This is a genomic window from Streptomyces sp. NPDC005262 (assembly GCF_042872425.1).
Classification (GTDB): Bacteria; Actinomycetota; Actinomycetes; order Streptomycetales; family Streptomycetaceae; genus Streptomyces.
In genome coordinates this window covers 894,715-916,279 of sequence record NZ_JBIAKK010000002.1, presented here as the reverse complement: position 1 = coordinate 916,279, position 21,565 = coordinate 894,715, and the positions used below count along the sequence as shown (strand labels likewise).

The following is a 21,565-nucleotide window of genomic DNA, read 5'->3' as shown; positions in this document are numbered from 1 at the left end:
GACCGCCGGCCCGACCACTACCGGGGGCGCCCCGTGAGCAACATTCCGGAGACGGGCCGGACCCAGCGGGTCCAGATCCGGCTCATCATCATCCAGGTCCTCGTCTTCTCCCTGCTGCTGACGCTGGGCGGCCGCCTCTGGTACCTCCAGATCCGCAACGGCCAGGAGTACACCGACGAGGCGAAGAACAACCACGTCCAGCAGGTCGTCCAGCCTGCGGTCCGCGGCTCCATCCTCGACGCGCGGGGAGTGCCCCTCGCCGACAACGAGACCCGCCTCGTCGTCTCCGCCGACCGCACCGATCTGATGAAGATGGACGACGACGGCAAGGGCGTCCTGACACGGCTCGCCGATGTGCTCGGCATGAAGCCGAAGGACGTCTTCGACAAGATCCGGCTCTGCGACGCGAAGACGCCGCAGCCGTGCTGGAACGGTTCGCCGTACCAGCCGATCCCGGTCACCGACGAGGCCACCACCCAGCAGGCCCTCCAGATCCGCGAACGTGCCGAGGACTTCCCCGGCATCACAGCCGAACCCACCGCCGTACGCCGCTACGCCGCACCCGGCAAGGCCAACAGCGCCCAGGTTCTCGGCTATCTCTCTCCCGTCACCGACGAAGAGATCACCAAGGCCAAGGACACCGACTCGCCGTACCTCCGCTCCGACCAGGTCGGCCGCTCCGGCCTGGAGCGTACGTACGACAAGGAACTGCGCGGCAAGGCCGGCGTCACCCGCTACGAGGTCGACAACCTCGGCCGGGTCATCGGCCAGGCGAAGGACGACAAGGCCGAGCCCGGATCGAGCGTCGTCACGTCCATCGACGCCCGGGTCCAGGCCGTCGCGGAGTACGAGCTGAACGACGCGATGAAGGTCGCCCGCACCCAGTTCGACAAGAACACCAACGAGAACTACAAGGCGGACTCCGGTGCCGTCGTCGTCATGGAAGCCAAGACCGGCCGCGTCGTCGCGATGGCCTCCCTGCCCGACTACGACCCCAACGCCTGGGTCGGCGGTATCTCGGGCAAGGACTACGCCCGGATGACCAGCAAGAAGTCCAACTACCCGCTGCTCAACCGGGGCATCCAGGGCCAGGCCGCACCGGGCTCGATCTTCAAGGTCGTCTCGACCGCGGCCTCCATCCAGGCGGGCTACCCGTTCGACGGCCACTACACCTGCGGCAGCTCGTACACCGCCGAGGGCCACACCTACCAGAACTTCGAATCGCAGAGCCACGGCCCGATCACCTTGGGCCAGGCACTCGAGGTCTCCTGCGACACCGTCTTCTACGCCCTCGGCTACCAGCAGTGGCAGAAGGACGGCGGGATGAAGCCCAAGAAGAACACCAAGGACTGGTTCTTCAAGACCGCCCACCAGTTCGGCCTCGGCAAGGAGACCGGCATCGACCTCCCCAACGAGGTCACCGGCCGTGTCCCCGACCGCCAGTGGAAGAAGGACTTCTGGAAGGCCAACAAGGACACCTGGTGCGAACAGGCCAAGAAGTGGCCCAAGAAGAAGGACTTCAACACCGTGCTCGCCCACGAGAACTGCCTCGAGGGCATGAAGCTGCACGCCTATGACTCGATCAACTACTCCATCGGCCAGGGCGACACCCTCGTCACCCCGATCCAGATGGCGACCATCTACGCCGCCCTCAGCAACGGCGGCACGCTCTACGACCCGACCGTCGGCAAGGCGATCGTCAGCCCCGACGGCAAGCAGGTCAGCATGATCGGGCCCAAGTCGCACGGCAAGCTGCCGGTCAGCGCCAAGACCCTGAAGGAGATGGAGGGGGCGCTGGCGGGCGTCGCGACCCGTGGTACCGCCGCCTGGAGGTTCGGCGGCTGGCCGCAGGACAAGATCCCGATGCACGCCAAGACGGGCACGGCCGAGGTCTACGGCAAGCAGACGACCTCGTGGTTCGCCACGTACACCAAGGACTACTCGATCGTCATGACGATCTCCCAGGGTGGTACGGGATCCGGCGCGTCCGGGCCTGCCGTCCGCAACATCTACGACGCGCTCTACGGGCTCGACGACTCCGGCAAGCAGGACCTCAAGAAGGCGCTGCTGCCCCACCCGCAGAAGTCCCTGCCCAAGATCCAGCACGACGGCTCGATCGACGCTCCGACGGTCAAGCCCTATGACCCGGACTCGCAGAAGGTCCCGGCGGAGCAGACACTCGCCGCGGTGCTCGGGAGGCGCGACTGATGTCCGGCTTCTCCGTCTCCCGGTACGCCCCCAAGCGGTCCGCCTGGGGCCGGCTCACCGCCCGCGACTCCGTCGTACGCCGGCTCGACTGGCCGCTTCTCGGATCCGCCATCGCGCTCTCCCTCATCGGCTCCGCCCTGGTCTACTCCGCGACCCGCGGCCGCGACGCCCTCACCCATGGCGACCCGTACTACTTCCTGCTCCGGCACGCCCTCAACACCGGCATCGGATTCGCCCTGATGGTCGGCACGATCTGGCTCGGCCACCGCACCCTGCGCGGTGCCGTCCCGATCCTCTACGGCCTCTCGGTGCTCCTGGTTCTCGCCGTGCTCACCCCGCTAGGCGCCACCGTCAACGGCGCGCACGCCTGGATCATCATCGGCGGCGGCTTCTCCCTGCAGCCGTCCGAATTCACCAAGATCACGATCATCCTCGTCATGGCGATGATCCTCGCCGCCCGCGTCGACGCGGGCGACCAGGTGCATCCCGACCACCGGACCGTCGCCAAGGCGCTGGGCCTCGCGCTCCTCCCGATGGTGATCGTCATGGGCATGCCGGACCTCGGCTCCGTCATGGTCATGGCCGTCATCGTGCTCGGCGTGCTCCTCGCCTCCGGGGCGTCGAACCGCTGGATCTTCGGCCTCCTCGGCGCCGGCATCGCCGGAGCCGTCGCCGTCTGGCAGCTCGGCCTGCTCGACGACTACCAGATCGCCCGCTTCGCCGCCTTCGCCAACCCGGCACTCGACCCGGCGGGCGTCGGCTACAACACCAACCAGGCCCGCATCGCGATCGGCTCCGGCGGCCTCACCGGCACCGGCCTCTTCCAGGGCACCCAGACCACCGGCCAGTTCGTCCCCGAGCAGCAGACCGACTTCGTCTTCACTGTCGCGGGCGAAGAGCTCGGCTTCCTCGGCGCCGGACTCATCCTCGTCCTCCTCGGCATCGTGCTGTGGCGCGCCTGCCGGATCGCCCGCGAGACCACCGAGCTGTACGGCACGATCGTCGCCGCCGGAATCATCGCCTGGTTCGCCTTCCAGGCGTTCGAGAACATCGGCATGACGCTCGGCATCATGCCCGTCGCCGGGCTCCCCCTGCCCTTCGTGTCGTACGGAGGGTCGTCCATGTTCGCCGTCTGGGTGGCCATCGGACTCCTCCAGTCGATCAAGATGCAGCGGCCGATAACGGCCTGAGCAGGTGACCCATCCGCCGGGCCCCCTGCCGGACGGCGGCAAACGCGTCTAGATTCGGTGCATGGCGGACTCGAAGCGCGAAATCGAGCGGAAGTACGAAGCCACCGTCGAAACCCGGCTCCCCGAGCTCACCCAGGTGGCCGGGGTCGCGGCCGTGGACCACCGCGGCGTCATGGAACTCGACGCCGTCTACTACGACACCGAGGACCAGCGGCTCGCCGCCGACTCACTCACCCTGCGTCGCCGCACCGGTGGTGACGACGCGGGCTGGCACCTCAAATTTCCCGTCGCCTCCGGCATCCGCGACGAGATCCGGGCCCCGCTCTCCGACACCCTCCCGGGCAGCCTCGCCGCACTGCTGCGCTCCCGGGTCAGGGAGACGGAACTCGTCCCCGTCGTCCGGCTGCTCTCCTCCCGCGACGTCCACCATCTGCTCGGCCCCGACGGATCGCTTCTCGCCGAACTCAGCGTCGACGAGGTCCGGGCCGTCCGGCTCGCGGGCGGCAGTGGCACGGCGACATGGACCGAGATCGAGGTCGAACTCGCCGACGACGGCGACCCCGCCTTCCTCGACGCCGTCGAACACCGGCTCCGCAAGGCCGGCGTGAGGCCGTCCGCATCGGCCTCCAAACTGGCCCGGGCCCTCGCCGAGACAGCCCCGGGAAGCAAGACGGCCCCGAAGAAGCAGCGCACCGCGAAGAAGACCGCCCCACGGCCCCGGACGGCGGGCGACCACGTCATGGCCTACGTACGCGACCAGATCACCGCCGTCGTCGCCCTCGACCCCGCAGTACGCCGCGACCTCCCCGACTCCGTGCACCAGATGCGGGTCGCCACCCGCAGACTGCGCAGCGCCTTCAGGACATACCGGAAGATCCTGGGCCGCACCGTCACCGACCCCGTCGGCGTCGAGCTCAAATGGCTGGCGGCCGAGCTCGGAATCGACCGCGACCAGGAGGTCCTCGACGAACGCCTGCGCGCCCGGATCGCCGAACTGCCCGGCACCCTGATCCTCGGCCCCGTCCGCAGCCGGCTCCGGATCTGGTCCGTGGCCCGCCGGCACGGCTCCCGGCGCCGGACCGTCGGCGTACTCGACGGGAAGCGCTACCTGGCCCTCCTGGACAGCCTCGACGCGCTCCAGGCCGAGCCGCCGCTGCTGCCCGCCGCGGCCCACGCCCCCGAGGACGCACTGCCCCGCGCCGTGCTGCGGGACTACGAGCGCCTCGCTACCCGTATCGGCCACGCCCTGGAACTCCGGCCCGGCCCCGAACGCGACCTCGCCATGCACAACGCCCGCAAGGCGGCGAAACGCGCCCGGTACGCGGGTGAGGCGGCGACCGCCGCGCTGGGCCGTCCTGCCAAGAAGTTCGCCCGGCGGATGAAGGCCGTGCAGAGCGTGCTCGGCGACCACCAGGACAGCGTCGTCGCCCGCGACGCCCTGCGCACACTGGCCGCCCAGGCGCACGCCGCGGGGGAGACCGCATTCACCTGGGGACTGCTGTACGGGCACGAGGAGGCGACCGCCGCCGCCCGCGAACAGGAGCTTCCCGAGGTGTGGGAGCGGGCGTCCCGGCCGAAATTGCGGGCGGCGCTGGAAGGCTGAGCGCCGGGGTACGCTGGATGGTCACCCCTGCCGGCTCTCGAAAGTTCGCGATGTCTGTCGAATCGGTCTTCCCACAGCTCGAAGCTCTGCTCCCGCATGTGCAGAAGCCCATCCAGTACGTCGGCGGTGAGCTGAACTCCACCGTCAAGCCGTGGGACGAGTGTGACGTCCGCTGGGCGCTGATGTACCCGGACGCGTACGAGGTCGGACTGCCCAACCAGGGCGTCATGATCCTGTACGAGGTACTCAACGAGCGCGACGGCGTCATGGCCGAGCGCACGTACAGCGTCTGGCCGGACCTCGAAGAGCTGATGCGCGAGCACAAGGTCCCGCAGTTCACCGTGGACAGCCACCGCCCGGTGAAGGCGTTCGACGTCTTCGGGCTGAGCTTCTCCACCGAGCTCGGCTACACCAACATGCTCACCGCCCTGGACCTCGCGGGCATCCCGCTCGACGCCCGGGACCGCGGCCTCAACGACCCGATCGTCCTCGCGGGCGGCCACGCCGCTTTCAACCCCGAGCCGATCGCGGAGTTCATCGACTGCGCGGTCATCGGCGACGGCGAGCAGGCGGTCCTGGAGATCACCGAGATCATCCGCGGCTGGAAGGCCGAGGGCCGCCCCGGTGGGCGCGAGGAGGTGCTTTTCCGGCTCGCGAAGACCGGTGGCGTCTACGTACCGAGGTTCTACGACGTCGAGTACCTCCCGGACGGCCGCATCGGCCGCGTCGTGCCGAACAAGTCGGGCGTGCCGTGGCGGGTCTCCAAGCACACCGTCATGGACCTCGACGAGTGGCCGTACCCGAAGCAGCCCCTGGTCCCCCTCGCCGAGACCGTCCACGAGCGGATGTCCGTCGAGATCTTCCGCGGCTGCACCCGCGGCTGCCGTTTCTGCCAGGCCGGCATGATCACGCGCCCCGTGCGGGAGCGAAGCATCACCGGCATCGGCGACATGGTCGAGAAGGGTCTCAAGGCGACCGGCTTCGAGGAGGTCGGCCTGCTGTCCCTGTCCTCCGCGGACCACACCGAGATCGGCGAGATCGCCAAGGGCCTCGCCGACAGGTACACCGACGACAAGATCGGCCTCTCGCTGCCCTCCACCCGCGTCGACGCGTTCAACGTCGACCTGGCCAACGAGCTGACCCGCAACGGCCGCCGTTCGGGCCTCACGTTCGCCCCCGAGGGCGGCTCCGAGCGCATGCGTAAGGTCATCAACAAGATGGTCTCGGAAGAGGACCTCATCCGGACCGTCTCCACCGCGTACGGCAACGGCTGGCGCCAGGTGAAGCTGTACTTCATGTGCGGCCTGCCCACCGAGACCGACGAGGACGTCCTCCAGATCGGCGACATGGCGGTCAACGTCATCGCCAAGGGCCGTGAGGTCTCCGGGCAGAACGACATCCGCTGCACCGTCTCCATCGGCGGCTTCGTACCCAAGCCGCACACCCCGTTCCAGTGGGCCCCGCAGCTCAGTGCCGAGGAGACCGACGCCCGTCTGGAGAAGCTGCGCGACAAGATCCGCGGCGACAAGAAGTACGGCCGCTCGATCGGCTTCCGCTACCACGACGGCAAGCCCGGCATCGTCGAGGGCCTGCTCTCGCGCGGCGACCGCCGCATCGGCTCCGTCATCCGCGCCGTCTACGAGGCCGGCGGCCGCTTCGACGGCTGGCGCGAGCACTTCTCGTACGACCGCTGGATGGCGTGCGCCGAGAAGACGCTCCCCGGGTTCGGGGTGGACGTCGACTGGTACACCACCCGTGAGCGCACGTACGAGGAGGTCCTGCCCTGGGACCACCTGGACTCCGGTCTCGACAAGGACTGGCTCTGGGAGGACTGGCAGGACTCGCTCGACGAGACCGAGGTCGAGGACTGCCGCTGGACCCCGTGCTTCGACTGCGGCGTGTGTCCGCAGATGGATACGTCCATCCAAATCGGGCCGACCGGCAAGAAGTTGCTGCCGCTGGCGGTCAAGAACGCTGCGCCTGCTCCCAGCGGGCACGCGCACTGAGGCGAGCCAGGCACTCGGTCGGGTGAGTCGTGCCCTGCGGGGCGAGTGGGGACGAGGTGGCTGCCGCTCCGGCAGCCACCTCAAGAGGCGAGGATGCTCACGCCGTCCCCGACCAACTTGAGCCCGAGAACCAGGAAGAGGACGGCCAGCACCGCGACGTTGTGCAGGACGGCCCAGTCGCGCCAGTTGCCCAGTACGTTCTTCGCCCGTTCGCCCATGAGCAGGTAGACGCCCAGCGGCGCGAGCACGCCCACCGACGCGATGAGGACGAAGACGGCGAGTGTCGAGATCTGCTGCGGCACGGAGATTCCGGCAGAGCTGATCGAGGCTCCTGCGGCAATGGTCAGGGGTGCGTTCTTGGCGTTGGCCGCTGACAGCGCCAGCCCCAGCGCGAGAACCTTGACCGGGGTGAAGCGGTCGATCGCGGCCATCCATTTCGGTAGTTGCGCCTGAGCGGCGTCGGTGGGGCGCCGACGCCACTGGCGGGCGCCGAACAGGACCAGCAACACACCCAGAGCGAGTTTCAGTGCCCCTACCCAGGTGGCGGGGTGCTTGTCGGTGGACTCGCCGCCGGAGCCCCCGACCACCAGCATGATCGCCCCCAGTACCGCCAGCCCGAGGATCCAGCCGACGGCCAGCAGAGGGCCGTTGAGACGGCCGCGCGGAGTGGCAAGGACCAGGATCATCGCGACGATGGGAAGCGGGCTGACCGCGACACCGGCCGCCAGGCCGAGCACATCGCCTACTGCGTGTCCCAAGGGGGCCTCCGCGAGGGTGGATCGGGCTGCCCGAGGCGGGCGAGTGGCACGCCGGGGGAGATGACCCAAGGGGTGTGTGTTCCACCCGTCCCTCCGCCCTTCCCGCACATTGTCGGACTACATCGGCTGTGCGGCGCGGTACCGGCGTCGAACGGGTGAGGGCTGAGCCCTGGGGTACGGCAGGCCCTTCAGTCCGAGCCTGTCGTGATCTGTAGTGGGTGCGGCGGCAGCCCTGGCCACCGGTATCCGCCACCGGGTACGGCCGAGGTCAGATCCTTGCCAAGTCCGGTTCCTGCTCCACGGCTTGAACACCTTGCCGAGCGCGCGGACTGCATCGGCCGAGTCGACGTGCCCGGTCGGGCACGCGGCGACGGCGCTACGCCGGATCAGCCGTACCGCCGGTGCTGCCCTCCTCGCGGCCGGAAGGGCCGAGCGGTTGCGGGTCCGGCGGCGATTGGCCCGAAGGCCACCCCCATCAGGGTGACACCGCACGTCACGGTTCGGGTGACAGCTCGATGACGAAGACCCGGCCAGGGAAACCTGGGGCTTGGTCTTCGCGTCCTGTCCGGCATGGACCAGGAGAAGCAGCCCCGCGTGTACGGCAACCATCAGGCGCCCGCGCACTACGAGTCCGGCGACGGCTGTCTGACCACGCTCATCAGGATTCCGGTACGGATCGTGGTGCTCGTGATCGTCCTGCCCGTACGGATGGTCTGGGACGCGCTCGTCGCCGCCTCCCGCGCCGCTGACCGGATACTGCTGCGCCCCGTGGGACGCGCGCTGGCGTGGCTGGGCCGGGTCCTCGTGGTGATCCCGCTGGTCCGGCTGTACGAGTCGGTCCTGACCCCGCTGGGGCACGGACTGCGGTGGCTGGCCGCCATGGTCGGCCGGTCCGTGCGGTGGCTGGGCACGGCGGTCTTCGTGTGGCCGTGGGTGACGCTGTGGCGGTACGTGGTCGTGCCCGTGGTCCGGTACGGCGTCGTCGTGCCGGCGGTCCGGATCTACGCGTCGGTCCTCACCCCGCTCGGGCACGGGCTGCGCCGCGTGTACCGCACCCTGCTCACCCCCGTCGGACGGGGCGTCGCCGCCGTGACGGTGTGGGTACTCACCGCTCTCTTCGTATGGCCGGTGGTCGGTGCGTGGAGGTACCTCCTGGTGCCGCTCGCGCTCGCCATCGACCGGCTGGTGAGGACCTTGATCGTCGCGCCACTGGCCTGGATGTACCGGGCACTGCTCACCCCGCTCGGCCACGGCATCGCGTGGCTGACCGGCGTGATGGCGAGCGGTGTCGCCGCGGTGGCCCGGGGGCTGGGCGCAGCTGTCGCCTGGCTGGTCATGACGGTGCTCGTGACCCCCGTGAGGTGGTTCTGGCGGCGGGCCCTCGCCCCGGCCGGCCGGGAGGTCGCCGCCGCGATCGGTGTCGCCTGGCGCGTCGCCGGGTTTCTCTCGCGGGCCGTCGGGCGCGCTCTCGTCCGGCTGGCGTGGCATCTCATCGGAGCCCCTGTGGCCTGGACCTACCGCACCGTGTGCACGCCCGTCGGACACTTCGTACGCGACATGGTCTGGGCCCCGGCGAGACGTGCCGCCGCAGAGGCGGGACGCGCGGCCCGCGGCGCCCTGCAAAGCGCACGCGAGACCGTGCGCCAGGCCCGCCGCGACGCATGGCGGGCACTGGTCGGCGGGGGCCCGGTCCCTGAGCCCCGGGAACCGGTGGCCCCCCTTGCGCGTACTCTGGGTAGTACAACGACTGTGCCCAGCGCGGCGCCCGAACCAGAGATCTCCCTGCGAAAGCAGGGGTGAGCCGGGGCGGACACCCCCGGGCCACCCGTATTTCGAGAGCGGCGTGCCACCGCGTCCGCTCCGCACCGAGGAGAAGAACCACTGGGCAAGCGACAGCCCGAAGGCCCGCCGCCCGCACCGGCAGTGCAGCGCATCCGACTGCGCTACACCAAGCGCGGCCGCCTCCGGTTCACCAGCCACCGCGACTTCCAGCGTGCCTTCGAGCGGGCGCTGCGCCGCGCCGAGGTGCCCATGGCCTACTCGGCGGGCTTCACCCCGCATCCCAAGGTGTCGTACGCCAATGCCGCACCCACCGGCACGGGCAGCGAGGCCGAGTTCCTGGAGATCGCCCTCACCGAGGCGCGGGACCCCGACACGTTGCGCGACCTGCTCGACGCGTCGCTCCCGGACGGCCTCGACATCACGGACGCCGTGGAGGCCCGCACGTCGGGCCTCGCCGAGCGGCTGACCGCCTCCGTATGGGAGATGCGGCTCGACGGGGTCCCGTTCGAGGACGCCGAGAAGGCCGTCGCCGGTTTCCTCGGCGCCGAGAACGTCGAGGTCCAGCGCCGCACGAAGAACGGCGTGCGGACCTTCGACGCCCGCGCCGCTGTCGCGGACCTGGAGGCCGTCGATCCCCAGGCTGATAGGCCGGGGGACAAGGCCTGTGCGATACTGCGGCTGGTTGTTCGGCACGTGACACCTGCCGTGCGACCTGACGACGTCCTGTCCGGTCTCCGCGTTGTGGCCGACCTGGCGCCGCCGGTCCCCGCAGCGGTGACCAGGCTGGCGCAGGGGCTCTTCGACGAGGAGTCCGGCACGGTGACCGACCCGCTCGCGCCCGACCGCGAGGCAGCCCCGACCGTGCTACCCACGGCCACCGGGACCGCCGTCGCGACGGCGCCGGAAGGTGCAGGTTCCGCGTAAGGCGGTCGTTGTAGCGCAGTCCTCGGACTCGGGAGCCACCTGGGTCGGGCCGCGCGCTTGACCCATAAGACTTTCGCCAGGCCGTGCGTACATCGCGTACGGAACCGGTGAGCCAGACATTCAGCTCCCGTGCGGCGCCCGCGCCCCGGACGGCGGTACCGCGTTCCCATGCGGACCGTGCCGGACCGGAATCAGGCGTGGCGCCCGGGAGCGTGACGGGAGAACCGCCCGCATGCTCGAACCGAACGAGCCCGGCACGGCCGGGAACGACGAAGAGAACAACACCCCCGGGGACAAGCTGCCGCCGCGCCGCAGGCGCCGTGCCGCTTCCCGCCCGGCCGGCCCGCCGTCGGGCGCCGCCGGCTCGGAGGCTGCGGCGCCGGCCATACCGGCCGTTGACGCCGCAGTGTCCGACACCACCGTCGCCGCCGACGAGGCGGAGGCCGCACCGCCGGCGCGTACCCGTCGCCGTGCGGTCCGCAAGGCGACCGCTCCCGCGGGCGCGCCGGAGACCGCGGAGGTCGTGGAGACCTCCGCGAGCGCTGCCCCCGCAGAGACCGCGGAGCCCGCCCCGGCAGCAGAGACCCCCGAGGCCGCTGAGGCGCCGCGTACGCGGCGCCGGGCGACCCGTAAGGCGACCGCTCCGGCGGGTGCGCCGAAGGCCGAGAAGACCACCGAGGCCGTCGAGACCGAGACCGCCCCGGCCGCTGAGACCACTGAGGCTGCTGAGGCGCCGCGTACGCGGCGCCGGGCGTCCCGCAAGGCCACTGCTCCGGCAGGTGCGCCGGCGGCCGTCGAGGTCGTGGAGGTCATCGAGCCCACCCCGGACGTCGAGACCGAGGCGCCCGCACAGCCCGCCGTCGCCGAGCCCGTCGTGGCCGAGGCGCCCCGTGGCCGTACCCGCCGCCGGGCATCCGCTCCGGCCGGTACGCCGCAGACCACGCCGGCCGACGCCGGCACCGCTGAGACCGTGGAGGCCGCACCGGCCGCCGAGGCCGCACCGGCCGTGGAGGCTGCTGAGCCGGAGGCCCCGCGTGGCCGTCGCCGTGCGGTGCGTAAGGCAACCGCGCCGGCGGGTGCGCCGCAGGCCGCCGAGGCCGCTGCCCCGGTCGAGATCGTCGCCGAGACCCCGGTCGAGGCCGCCGCAGCCGAGGAGCCGGCCGCCGAGCCGGAGGAGGCGGCCGAGAGCACCGAGAGCGCCGCGCCGCGTGGCCGTCAGCGCCGGCGGGCGACCGCCGCCGCGGGCAGGCCGGAGTTCACCGGAAAGGTCGAGGAGCCCGCCCGTAAGAGCCGTCGCGCGACGCGCCCGGCCGTGGCCGTCTTCCAGGCGCCGGTCTTCGCCGAGCCGATGTTCCAGACCCCGGAGACCGCCGCAGCCGCGGCTGCGGCCGCCGGCACCCCCTCGCGCTACGACGAGGCCGAGGAAGAGATCGAGACGGTCGAGGAGACCGCCGCGACCGACGAGGCCGCTGCCGAGGCGGCCCCCGTCGCCGAGGCCGCGCCGCAGGCCGGCTCCCGTCGTCGTCGCCGCCGTCGCGGTGAGGCCGCCGAGACCGAGCCGGCCGCCGAGCGGACGCCCGCCCCCGCCGCCCCGGCCGAGGAGCCGGCCGAGGAGGAGCACGAGCTGGAGGCCGAAGGCGAGGCCGAGCACGAGGGCGAGGAGTCGGACGAGTACGGGGACCGGCCCTCGCGCCGTCGCCGTCGCGGTGGCCGTCGCCGTCGCCGCGGTGAGCCGACCGAGGCGGAGGAAGCCGCGGAGCAGCACGCCGACGAGCACGCCGCCGACACGTCCGAGGACGAGCACGAGCGCGCCCACGAGGACGAGGAGGACGAAGAGGACCACGAGCTGTCCGCTTCCGGCTCCAGCAGCAGCCGTCGCCGGCGTCGTCGCCGTCGTCGCAGCGGTGACGCCTCGCCCGAGGCCGAAGCCGGTACGGACGACCCGGAGCGTACGGTCGTCAAGGTCCGTGAGCCGCGGAAGAAGGAAGCCGAGCGCGAGCCCGGCACCGGCTTCGACGAGGTCCAGTCCATCAAGGGCTCGACCCGTATGGAGGCGAAGAAGCAACGCCGTCGCGAAGGCCGTGAGCAGGGCCGCCGTCGCGTGCCGATCATCACGGAGGCGGAGTTCCTGGCCCGCCGCGAGGCCGTCGAGCGCGTCATGGTCGTCCGTCAGAACGGCGATCGCACGCAGATCGGCGTCCTCGAGGACAACGTGCTCGTCGAGCACTACGTCAACAAGGAGCAGGCCACCAGCTACGTCGGCAACGTCTACCTGGGCAAGGTGCAGAACGTACTGCCGTCCATGGAGGCCGCCTTCGTCGACATCGGCAAGGGCCGCAACGCCGTCCTGTATGCCGGTGAGGTCAACTTCGAGGCGCTCGGCATGGCCCATGGGCCGCGCCGGATCGAGACCGCGCTGAAGTCCGGCCAGTCCGTCCTCGTCCAGGTGACGAAGGACCCGATCGGTCACAAGGGCGCCCGCCTGACCAGCCAGGTCTCGCTGCCCGGCCGCTACCTGGTCTATGTGCCCGAGGGCTCGATGACCGGTATCAGCCGCAAGCTGCCCGACACGGAGCGCGCCCGGCTGAAGACCATCCTCAAGAAGATCGTCCCCGAGGACGCGGGCGTCATCGTGCGCACCGCCGCCGAGGGTGCGAGCGAGGACGAGCTGCGCCGTGATGTCGAGCGGCTGCAGCAGCAGTGGGAGGACATCCAGAAGAAGTCGAAGAGCAACGGCAGCGCCAACGCGCCGACGCTGCTCTACGGCGAGCCGGACATGACGGTCCGAGTCGTCCGCGACATCTTCAACGAGGACTTCTCGAAGGTCATCGTCAGCGGTGACGACGCGTGGGAGACCATCCACGGTTACGTCGCGCACGTCGCCCCCGACCTGACGGACCGTCTGTCGAGGTGGACCTCCGAGGTCGACATCTTCGCGACCTACCGGATCGACGAGCAGCTGATGAAGGCCCTGGACCGCAAGGTCTGGCTGCCCAGCGGCGGCTCGCTGGTGATCGACAAGACCGAGGCGATGGTCGTCGTCGACGTCAACACCGGCAAGTTCACCGGTCAGGGCGGCAACCTCGAGGAGACCGTCACCAGGAACAACCTGGAGGCGGCCGAGGAGATCGTGCGTCAGCTGCGGCTGCGCGACCTCGGCGGCATCGTCGTCATCGACTTCATCGACATGGTCCTGGAGTCCAACCGGGACCTGGTGCTGCGGCGTCTGCTGGAGTGCCTGGGTCGCGACCGTACGAAGCACCAGGTCGCCGAGGTCACCTCGCTGGGCCTGGTCCAGATGACCCGCAAGCGGGTGGGACAGGGTCTGCTGGAGTCCTTCTCCGAGACCTGTGTCCACTGCAACGGGCGCGGCGTGATCGTGCACATGGAGCAGCCGACCACGGTCGGTGGTGGCGGCAACGGCAAGCGTGCGAAGAAGCGCGGCCGCGGGAGCGCCGGTGAGCAGCCCGAGGCCCTCGTCGAGCACGAGCACGTAGAGGCCGAGGCGGAGACCGAGGCCGAGGTGGCTGCCGAGGTCGCCGCTCCGGTGGCGCTTCCCGAGCCGGAGTTCGTACCGGACGAGGAGCTGTACAGCAGCCCGGCCGAGGCCGAGGCGGCCGCTTCGCGCGGCCGTGGCCGTCGGCGCGCGACCCGCAAGGCAACGGCCCCGGCCGGTGCCCCGAGGACGGCGCCGGAGCCCACCCCGGTCGTGGAGCCGGAGCCGGTGACCGAGCCCGTGCCGGTCGTCGAGACCCCGGTGGCCGAGGCTCCGCAGGGCCGTACCCGCCGTCGGGCGACCCGCAAGGCGACCGCTCCGGCGGGCTCGCCGGCCGCGGCCGAGCCGGTCGAGGCGCCGCTGCCCGTGGCGGACGTGGTTGCTGCCGAGGACGTGGTGGTCGAGGCCCCGGTGGCCGAGGCCGCGCCCGAGGAGGTGGCCGCCCCGCCGCGTGCCCGGCGCCGGGTGACCCGCAAGGTCACCGCCCCCGCGGGCTCGCCCGCAGGTGCGGACGGTGCGGAGGTCGTCGTGGTGACGGGCTCCACCGAGCCGAAGCCCGAGGCCGAACCGGCCCCGGCCGACGCCACCGCCGTTGCCCCGGAAGCCGCGGAGACCGCAGAGGTCGAGGCCCCGGCCAAGAAGACGGCCCGCAAGACCGCCAAGAAGGCCACCGCCAAGAAGGCAGCCACCAAGAAGACGGCTGCCAAGAAGACCGTCGCGAAGAAGACGACGGCCAAGAAGGCGGCGGCGAAGAAGACGGCGGCGGCGGAGCAGTAGTCGCCGCAGGCCTTTCAGAGGTCGGGCCTGACCAGGCCCGACCTCTGCAGCAGCCGACGCAACCGGACCGGCCCCGTACGGTGGCCGGTCGGCATGCGTTCGGTGCACTGCCGTACCCGCCCCGGTCCTCGGAGACTGCGCGGGACCGGATCCGGCCGGGGCGGCTTCGCTCAAGTGACCGAGGCGACTGTCCTCGGGCCGTCGTCGGACGCGCCGCGACCGGACAATGAACTCGTAGAGCACGAGAACAGGAAGCAAGGAGAACCTTCATGATCGGCCTGATACTCGCAGCCGGTGCCGGACGGCGTCTGCGCCCGTACACCGACACCCTCCCGAAGGCCCTGGTGCCGGTGGGCCCCGAGGGTGACGAGGAGAGCCTCACCGTCATCGATCTGACGCTGGGCAACTTCGCCGAGGTGGGGCTGACCGAAGTCGCGATCATCGTGGGCTACCGCAAGGAGGCCGTGTACGCCCGCAAGGAGGCTCTCGAGGCGAAGTACGGCGTCACGATCACGCTGATCGACAACGACAAGGCCGAGGAGTGGAACAACGCGTACTCCCTCTGGTGCGGCCGCGACTCGATCAAGCACAGCGTGATCCTCGCCAACGGCGACACCGTGCACCCGGTCTCCGTCGAGAAGACGCTGCTGGCGGCCCGCGGTGACGGCAAGAGGATCATCCTTGCCCTCGACACGGTGAAGCAGCTCGCCGACGAGGAGATGAAGGTCGTCGTGGACCCCGAGAAGGGCGTCCAGCGGATCACCAAGCTGATGGACCCGGCGGACGCGACGGGCGAGTACATCGGTGTCACCCTCATCGAGGGCGAAGCGGCCGACGAACTCGCGGACGCACTGCGGACGACCTTCGAGCGTGACCCGGACCTGTACTACGAGGACGGCTACCAGGAGCTCGTCAACCGCGGCTTCAAGATCGACGTGGCGCCGATCGGCGACATCCAGTGGGTCGAGATCGACAACCACGAGGACCTCGCCAAGGGCAGGAGGATCGCGTGCCAGTACTGACCCGCCTCATACCGGCGCCGATCGTCGTCGATATCCGCGCGGGTGCCCTGGCCGATCTCGCGAGCGTCCTCGCGGACCAGAGGATCTCCAGCTCGGGCAAGCTGGCGGTCGCGATCAGCGCAGGGTCCGGTCAGGCGCTGCGCGAGCGGCTCTCGGCGAGCCTGCCGAGCGCTTCCTGGTTCGAGGTCGGTGGCGGCTCCCTCGGGGACGCGATCAAGCTCGCCGAGGCCATGAAGTCCGGGCGTTACGACGCCGTGGTCGGCCTCGGCGGCGGCAAGATCATCGACTGTGCGAAGTTCGCCGCGGCGCGTGTCGGGCTGCCGCTGGTCGCGGTCGCGACGAACCTCTCCCACGACGGTCTCTGCTCACCGGTCGCCACATTGGACAACGACGCGGGCCGTGGCTCGTACGGTGTCCCGAACCCGATCGCGGTCCTGATCGACCTCGACATCATCCGCGAGGCCCCGGCCCGGTTCGTGCGGTCCGGGATCGGCGACGCGCTGTCCAACATCTCCGCGGTCGCGGACTGGGAGCTGGCCCACGAGGTCAAGGGCGAGGACATCGACGGTCTCGCTGCCGCTATGGCCCGCCAGGCCGGTGAGGCGGTGCTGCGCCACCCCGGCGGCATCGGGGACGACAGCTTCCTGCAGGTGCTGGCCGAAGGGCTGGTGATCACCGGTATCTCGATGTCGGTCGCGGGCGACAGCCGCCCCGCCTCCGGCGCGTGCCACGAGATCAACCACGCCTTCGATCTTCTCTTCCCGCAGCGTGCCGCCAGCCACGGCGAGCAGTGCGGTCTGGGAGCGGCGTTCGCGATGCATCTGCGTGGTGCCCGCGAGGAGTCCGTACAGATGGCCCGGACGCTGCGCAGTCACGGCCTGCCGGTGCTCGCCGAGGAGATCGGCTTCACTGCGGACGAGTTCGTCTCGGTGGTCGACTTCGCTCCCCAGACCAGGCCCGGGCGCTACACGATCCTGGAGCACCTGAACCTGTCGGTGGACGGGATCCGGGATGCCTACGCCGAGTACGTGAAGGCTGTCGAGGCCTGAATCAGGGGCCCGGTTTGACCGGCTGTCCAAGGCCCCGTAGCCTTGACCGTCGGCGTTTGTTCGCCACACCTCTGAGCACTGACCTCCCGCTCGTACGGGAGAGGCCGCTCGTCCAATCCGGATCGTCGCGGGTCTTCGGACCCGTGTGAGCGGCTGGCATCAGAGGTTCCGGTTCCGAGCGAGAGTGAGATCCGCGTGTACGCCATCGTGCGCAGCGGTGGCCGCCAGCACAAGGTTGCTGTCGGTGACATCGTTGAGGTTGACAAGATTTCCACTGCCCAGGTTGGTGACACGGTCGAGCTCTCGACCCTGCTCGTGGTCGACGGCGACGCCGTGACCAGCGACCCGTGGGTGCTGGCCGGGATCAAGGTCCAGGCCGAGGTCGTGGACCACCACAAGGGCGCGAAGATCGACATCCTTCGCTACAAGAACAAGACCGGCTACCGCCGTCGCCAGGGTCACCGCCAGCAGTACACGGCGATCAAGGTCACCGGTATCCCCGCGGCTGCGAAGTAAGGGACTGAGAAAAGATGGCACACAAGAAGGGCGCATCGTCCACCCGGAACGGGCGCGATTCCAACGCTCAGCGGCTCGGCGTCAAGCGCTTCGGCGGCCAGGCCGTCAACGCCGGTGAGATCCTGGTCCGCCAGCGTGGCACCCACTTCCACCCGGGCACGGGCGTCGGCCGTGGCGGCGACGACACGCTGTTCGCGCTCGCCGCTGGTGCGGTCGAGTTCGGCACCCACCGTGGCCGCAAGGTCGTGAACATCGTTCCGATCGCCGAGTAATTTCGGCGCTCGTCGAGCGGTTTCTGCGGAGGCGGACCTCACTTCCCGTATGGGAAGCGGGTCCGCCTTTCGCGTGTTTCTCTCTGAGAGAGACAGCATGAGCTTGAAACATTTCTGCAGGTATGTAACTGGAGGTTCCCACCATGACCACCTTCGTGGACCGCGTCGAGCTGCATGTCGCCGCGGGTAACGGAGGCCACGGCTGTGCCTCCGTTCACCGTGAGAAGTTCAAGCCGCTCGGCGGCCCGGACGGCGGCAACGGCGGCCGTGGCGGCGATGTGACCCTGGTCGTCGACCAGGACATCACCACACTCCTCGACTATCACCACAGTCCGCACCGCAAGGCCACCAACGGCCAGCCCGGCGCGGGTGACCACCGCACCGGCAAGGAGGGCCAGGACCTCGTCCTGCCGGTCCCCGACGGCACGGTCGTGCTCGACCGGAACGGCAACGTGCTGGCCGACCTGATCGGTCAGGGCACCACGTTCGTGGCCGGCCAGGGCGGCCGCGGCGGTCTCGGCAACGCGGCACTCGCCTCCGCCCGCCGCAAGGCCCCCGGCTTCGCGCTGCTCGGCGAGCCGGGCGAGTCCCGGGACATCGTCCTGGAGCTCAAGACCGTCGCCGACGTGGCGCTGGTGGGCTACCCGAGTGCCGGCAAGTCCTCGCTGATCTCGGTCCTGTCCGCAGCCAAGCCGAAGATCGCCGACTACCCGTTCACCACGCTTGTCCCGAACCTGGGCGTGGTCACCGCGGGCGGAACCGTCTACACCATCGCCGACGTCCCGGGCCTGATCCCGGGCGCCAGCCAGGGCAAGGGCCTCGGCCTGGAGTTCCTGCGGCACGTGGAGCGCTGCTCCGTCCTCGTACACGTACTGGACACGGCGACGCTGGAGTCCGACCGCGACCCGGTCTCCGACCTCGACATGATCGAGGAGGAGCTGAAGCAGTACGGCGGTCTGGACGACCGGCCCCGCATCGTCGTCCTCAACAAGATCGACATCCCGGACGGCCAAGACCTCGCGGACATGATCCGGCCGGAACTGGAAGACCGCGGATACCGCGTCTTCGAGGTGTCCGCCATCGCCCGCACCGGCCTCAAGGAGCTCTCCTACGCGCTCGCCGGTGTGATCGCCGAGGCGCGTGCCGCCAAGCCCGTGGAGGAGGCGACCCGCGTCGTCATCCGCCCGAAGGCCGTGGACGACGCGGGCTTCACCGTCACGCTGGAGGAGGACGGCATCTACCGGGTGCGTGGCGAGAAGCCGGAGCGCTGGGTGCGGCAGACCGACTTCAACAACGACGAGGCCGTCGGCTATCTGGCGGACCGTCTCAACCGTCTCGGTGTCGAGGACGAGCTGATGAAGGCCGGCGCCCGGGCGGGCGACGGTGTGGCCATCGGCGCCGAGGACAACGCGGTCGTCTTCGACTGGGAGCCGACCATGGCGGCGGGTGCGGAGATGCTCGGGCGCCGTGGTGAGGACCACCGTCTCGAAGCGCCGCGTCCGGCCGCGCAGCGCCGTCGCGACCGCGAGGTGGAGCGGGACGAAGTCAGCAAGGAATACCAGGAGTTCGACCCGTTCGCGTAACGCACGAGGCCGAGGGGCCTGTCCCCGGACCAGAGGAATCTCTGGTCCGGGGACAGGCCCCTCGGCCGTTCCCGGAGCTTTCCGGCCCGGCTCCGGCGTGATCCCTACGAGTGCATGGCAAATCGGGTGTTTTGCCCAAAGGGTGGATAAAATTGCGCCCGGTGTGCAGCCTTTTGGAGCTTCCGCGTGTCTACCTCGATGCGAGGCCAGATGCCTGCCCTCTTGCCGAACGAGGGGGTAGGGGGAGCGTGATGACACTCGCGCGAGGCTGCCCGGGGATCGCCGCGAGCTGCGGCCCGGCCGAAAGACACTGGTGAAGATTTCATTCCTGGTACGCGACCTCTGCCATATGGGCGGGGTGGTCAGCGCGACGCAGAACCTTGCGGGCGCGCTCGCCTCCCGGCACGAAGTGGAGATCGTCGCCATGCGCAAGGTGCGGGACACGTCGTACTTCCCGCTCGACCCACGGGTCTCCGTGCGCGTCCTCACCGACCTGCGGGGGCATTCCCCCGCCTCCGACCTGGAGCACCCGTTGATCGGGGTCTTCCCGAAGGTCTACCCGGTCGACCCGGCGGAGAAGAAGCCGGTGGTCAGCAGGCTGGCCGAGCTGCGGCTGCTGGAATTCCTCGCGACCACCGACTCCGACGTCGTGGTGAGCTCCAGCCCACGGAACACGATCATGCTCTCGTACGCCGAGGGCGACTACCTGCGGGTCACGCAGGAGCATTCGATGCCCTCGGTGTACGCGAAGTATTACCAGGGCCGGCTGTTCAAGGCGTACCACTCGTTGGACGCGCTCACCGCTCTCACACCCGAAGAGGCCGAGAGCATCGGCAAACAGGTGCCCGACGTCCGCAACCGGCTGGCCGTCATGCCGAACTGCGTGCCCGCCGCCCCGGTGCAGTCCAAGAGCACCAACAAGGTCATCATCGCGGCGGGTCTCCTCAAGGAGAACAAGAACTTCGCGGCGCTCGTCGAAGCCTTTGCCATCGTCGTACGCAAGCATCCCGACTGGCGGCTGCGCATCTACGGCCAAGGAACGGAGAAGGCCAACCTGCGCAAGCAGATCGAGAGCCTCGGCCTGCACAACAGCGTGGCGCTGATGGGACCGGCCGCCCCGGTCGCCCCCGAATTCAGCAAGGGTTCGATCTTCGTGCTCCCGTCCAAGCGGGAGGCGTTCGGCAATGTGATCGTCGAGGCGATGGCCGCCGGTCTGCCCGTGGTCAGCACTGACGCCCACCACGGACCGCGCAACATCATCACCCATGGCGAGGACGGCCTGATCGTCCCGGGTGATGACACCGATGCCATGGCCGAGGCGATCCTGGAGCTGATCGAGGACGACGACCGGCGCAAGCGGATGTCGGAGGCAGCCGTGCGTGGCGCCGTCCGATTCCACGAGGAGGCCAGCCGCGAGCGCTTCGAGGCGATCCTGCGCGATGCCTTCGCCCGAAAGGCGCTGCCGACCAGTGCCACCGCCCGGATGGATACCGGGGGCTCTGTCAGGATCGACGTCGGCGCACTGCCCGCAGAGGCGCGGGACGTCACGGTCGTGTGCCGCCGCACCGGCGGCGGGGACGTCGAGAAGCGGTTCCCGGTTTCCGCCGAGGGCGCGGCAGTTGTTCCCTGGAACGGCGGCTTGCCGGAGGCAATCTGGGAGTTGTCCCTGCGCACCGCGGACGGCCACGAGGTGCCGTTGAACGTGGACGGCTACGGCTGCGACGTGCGGGAGTTGCTGCATGTCCCGCTGCCCCGGGCAGGAGCGCGGGCCATGGAACTGATGCTTCCGCACCGCAACTCCGACGACCGGCTCCGGATCCGCAGTGTCGCGCGTGCGTCCCATGTGGAGGTCGGCGACCTCGCGGTGACCGCGCAGACGGTTGAACTGCAGGCGGAATACTGGGGCGGTGAGCTCGGCAGGGGAGCGCAGATCGAGGCTGTCCTGCGCAAGGACAAGTCGCGCGTGCTGACGTTCCCGGCCCTGGCCGGTGAAGGCACCCGGATCACAAGCACTGTTGACTGCGGTGCACTGGTGGGGGAGCACGCGGGGGCTGAGCAGATCTGGGACGTGTGGCTGCGGCCGGCGGAGGGCGCCGAGAGGGTGCCGCTGTCAAAGCTGGCCACCGACGTGCTTCAGCCGATCAACGTGTTCACCTTCCCCTGGCCCAGGGTCACGGTGGCCCGCGACCCCAGGAAGACACTCCGGGCCAAGGCCGGCCGGTGCGTCGCGACGGTCCGTAACGGTGGCACCCCGCCGCCGCGTCCCGTAACGACGATTGAGATTCGGCCGTACTTCACCAGCGCCGCACAGTTTGCCCTGAAGACGGTGCGTGTGTAGCGCTCGGGATACTGCGAGCAGGAAACACAGGGAGGGGCCCC

14 protein-coding genes are annotated in these 21,565 nt (G+C 70.1%); 13 read left to right on the top strand and 1 reads right to left on the bottom strand.

Translation table 11 applies throughout. The annotated features are described in order from the left end of the window. Positions 1-33: 33 nt before the first annotated feature. The 4 genes from mrdA to ACFYP5_RS09295 all read left to right on the top strand — a co-directional run bounded on the left by mrdA (position 34) and on the right by ACFYP5_RS09295 (position 7,007). Positions 34-2,208, top strand: coding sequence for a penicillin-binding protein 2 (mrdA, locus tag ACFYP5_RS09310; protein ID WP_389032585.1), 2,175 nt, complete (start codon positions 34-36; stop codon positions 2,206-2,208). Next, positions 2,208-3,398 carry a rod shape-determining protein RodA gene (gene rodA, locus ACFYP5_RS09305; RefSeq protein ID WP_389032582.1) on the top strand — a complete coding sequence of 397 codons (1,191 nt, stop codon included), beginning with the start codon at positions 2,208-2,210 and terminating at the stop codon, positions 3,396-3,398. Before mrdA ends, rodA begins: the two co-directional genes overlap by 1 nt. Positions 3,399-3,459: 61 nt before the next feature. Further along, a complete protein-coding gene (locus ACFYP5_RS09300) occupies positions 3,460-5,001 on the top strand; it encodes a CHAD domain-containing protein (protein WP_389032579.1) in 1,542 nt (513 codons plus the stop codon). Positions 5,002-5,051: 50 nt separating this feature from the next. Continuing rightward, on the top strand, positions 5,052-7,007 hold the full coding sequence (locus ACFYP5_RS09295) for a TIGR03960 family B12-binding radical SAM protein (protein WP_389032577.1): 1,956 nt from the start codon (positions 5,052-5,054) through the stop codon (positions 7,005-7,007). An 80-nt stretch (positions 7,008-7,087) separates the two neighbouring features. Here the strand turns inward: ACFYP5_RS09295 and ACFYP5_RS09290 are convergent, their stop codons facing one another. After that, complete coding sequence (locus ACFYP5_RS09290; protein ID WP_389032574.1) at positions 7,088-7,765, bottom strand: GAP family protein; 678 nt, start codon at positions 7,763-7,765, stop codon at positions 7,088-7,090. Positions 7,766-8,335: 570 nt separating this feature from the next. Here ACFYP5_RS09290 and ACFYP5_RS09285 point away from each other — a divergent pair. The 9 genes from ACFYP5_RS09285 (at position 8,336) to ACFYP5_RS09245 (ending at position 21,524) form a co-directional block, all read left to right on the top strand. Continuing rightward, positions 8,336-9,565, top strand: a complete 1,230-nt coding sequence (locus tag ACFYP5_RS09285; RefSeq protein WP_389032571.1) for a hypothetical protein — start codon at positions 8,336-8,338, stop codon at positions 9,563-9,565. A gap of 123 nt (positions 9,566-9,688) precedes the next feature. Next, positions 9,689-10,471: a TIGR03936 family radical SAM-associated protein gene (locus ACFYP5_RS09280; protein WP_389032568.1), complete on the top strand. Its 783-nt coding sequence runs from the start codon at positions 9,689-9,691 to the stop codon at positions 10,469-10,471. Positions 10,472-10,703: 232 nt separating this feature from the next. Further along, a complete protein-coding gene (locus ACFYP5_RS09275; protein WP_389032565.1) occupies positions 10,704-14,744 on the top strand; it encodes a ribonuclease E/G in 4,041 nt (1,346 codons plus the stop codon). Positions 14,745-15,013: 269 nt separating this feature from the next. Beyond that, on the top strand, positions 15,014-15,766 hold the full coding sequence (locus tag ACFYP5_RS09270; protein ID WP_030921221.1) for a sugar phosphate nucleotidyltransferase: 753 nt from the start codon (positions 15,014-15,016) through the stop codon (positions 15,764-15,766). Further along, positions 15,754-16,815 (top strand): iron-containing alcohol dehydrogenase family protein, encoded by a 1,062-nt coding sequence (locus ACFYP5_RS09265; protein ID WP_313937254.1) that lies wholly within the window; start codon positions 15,754-15,756, stop codon positions 16,813-16,815. The genes ACFYP5_RS09270 and ACFYP5_RS09265 overlap by 13 nt, the downstream gene beginning before the upstream one ends. A 195-nt stretch (positions 16,816-17,010) precedes the next feature. Beyond that, entirely contained in the window at positions 17,011-17,331 is a 321-nt protein-coding gene (gene rplU, locus ACFYP5_RS09260; RefSeq protein WP_030921216.1) for a 50S ribosomal protein L21, read from the top strand. A 14-nt stretch (positions 17,332-17,345) separates the two neighbouring features. Next, positions 17,346-17,603, top strand: coding sequence for a 50S ribosomal protein L27 (rpmA, locus tag ACFYP5_RS09255; protein WP_028813462.1), 258 nt, complete (start codon positions 17,346-17,348; stop codon positions 17,601-17,603). Between the two features lie 143 nt (positions 17,604-17,746). Then, positions 17,747-19,186 (top strand): GTPase ObgE, encoded by a 1,440-nt coding sequence (gene obgE, locus ACFYP5_RS09250; RefSeq protein ID WP_389032562.1) that lies wholly within the window; start codon positions 17,747-17,749, stop codon positions 19,184-19,186. A gap of 313 nt (positions 19,187-19,499) precedes the next feature. Beyond that, the gene (locus ACFYP5_RS09245; protein ID WP_389032559.1) at positions 19,500-21,524 is read left to right on the top strand and encodes a glycosyltransferase family 4 protein; all 2,025 of its coding nucleotides are present in this window, start codon (positions 19,500-19,502) and stop codon (positions 21,522-21,524) included. Positions 21,525-21,565 lie beyond the last annotated feature (41 nt).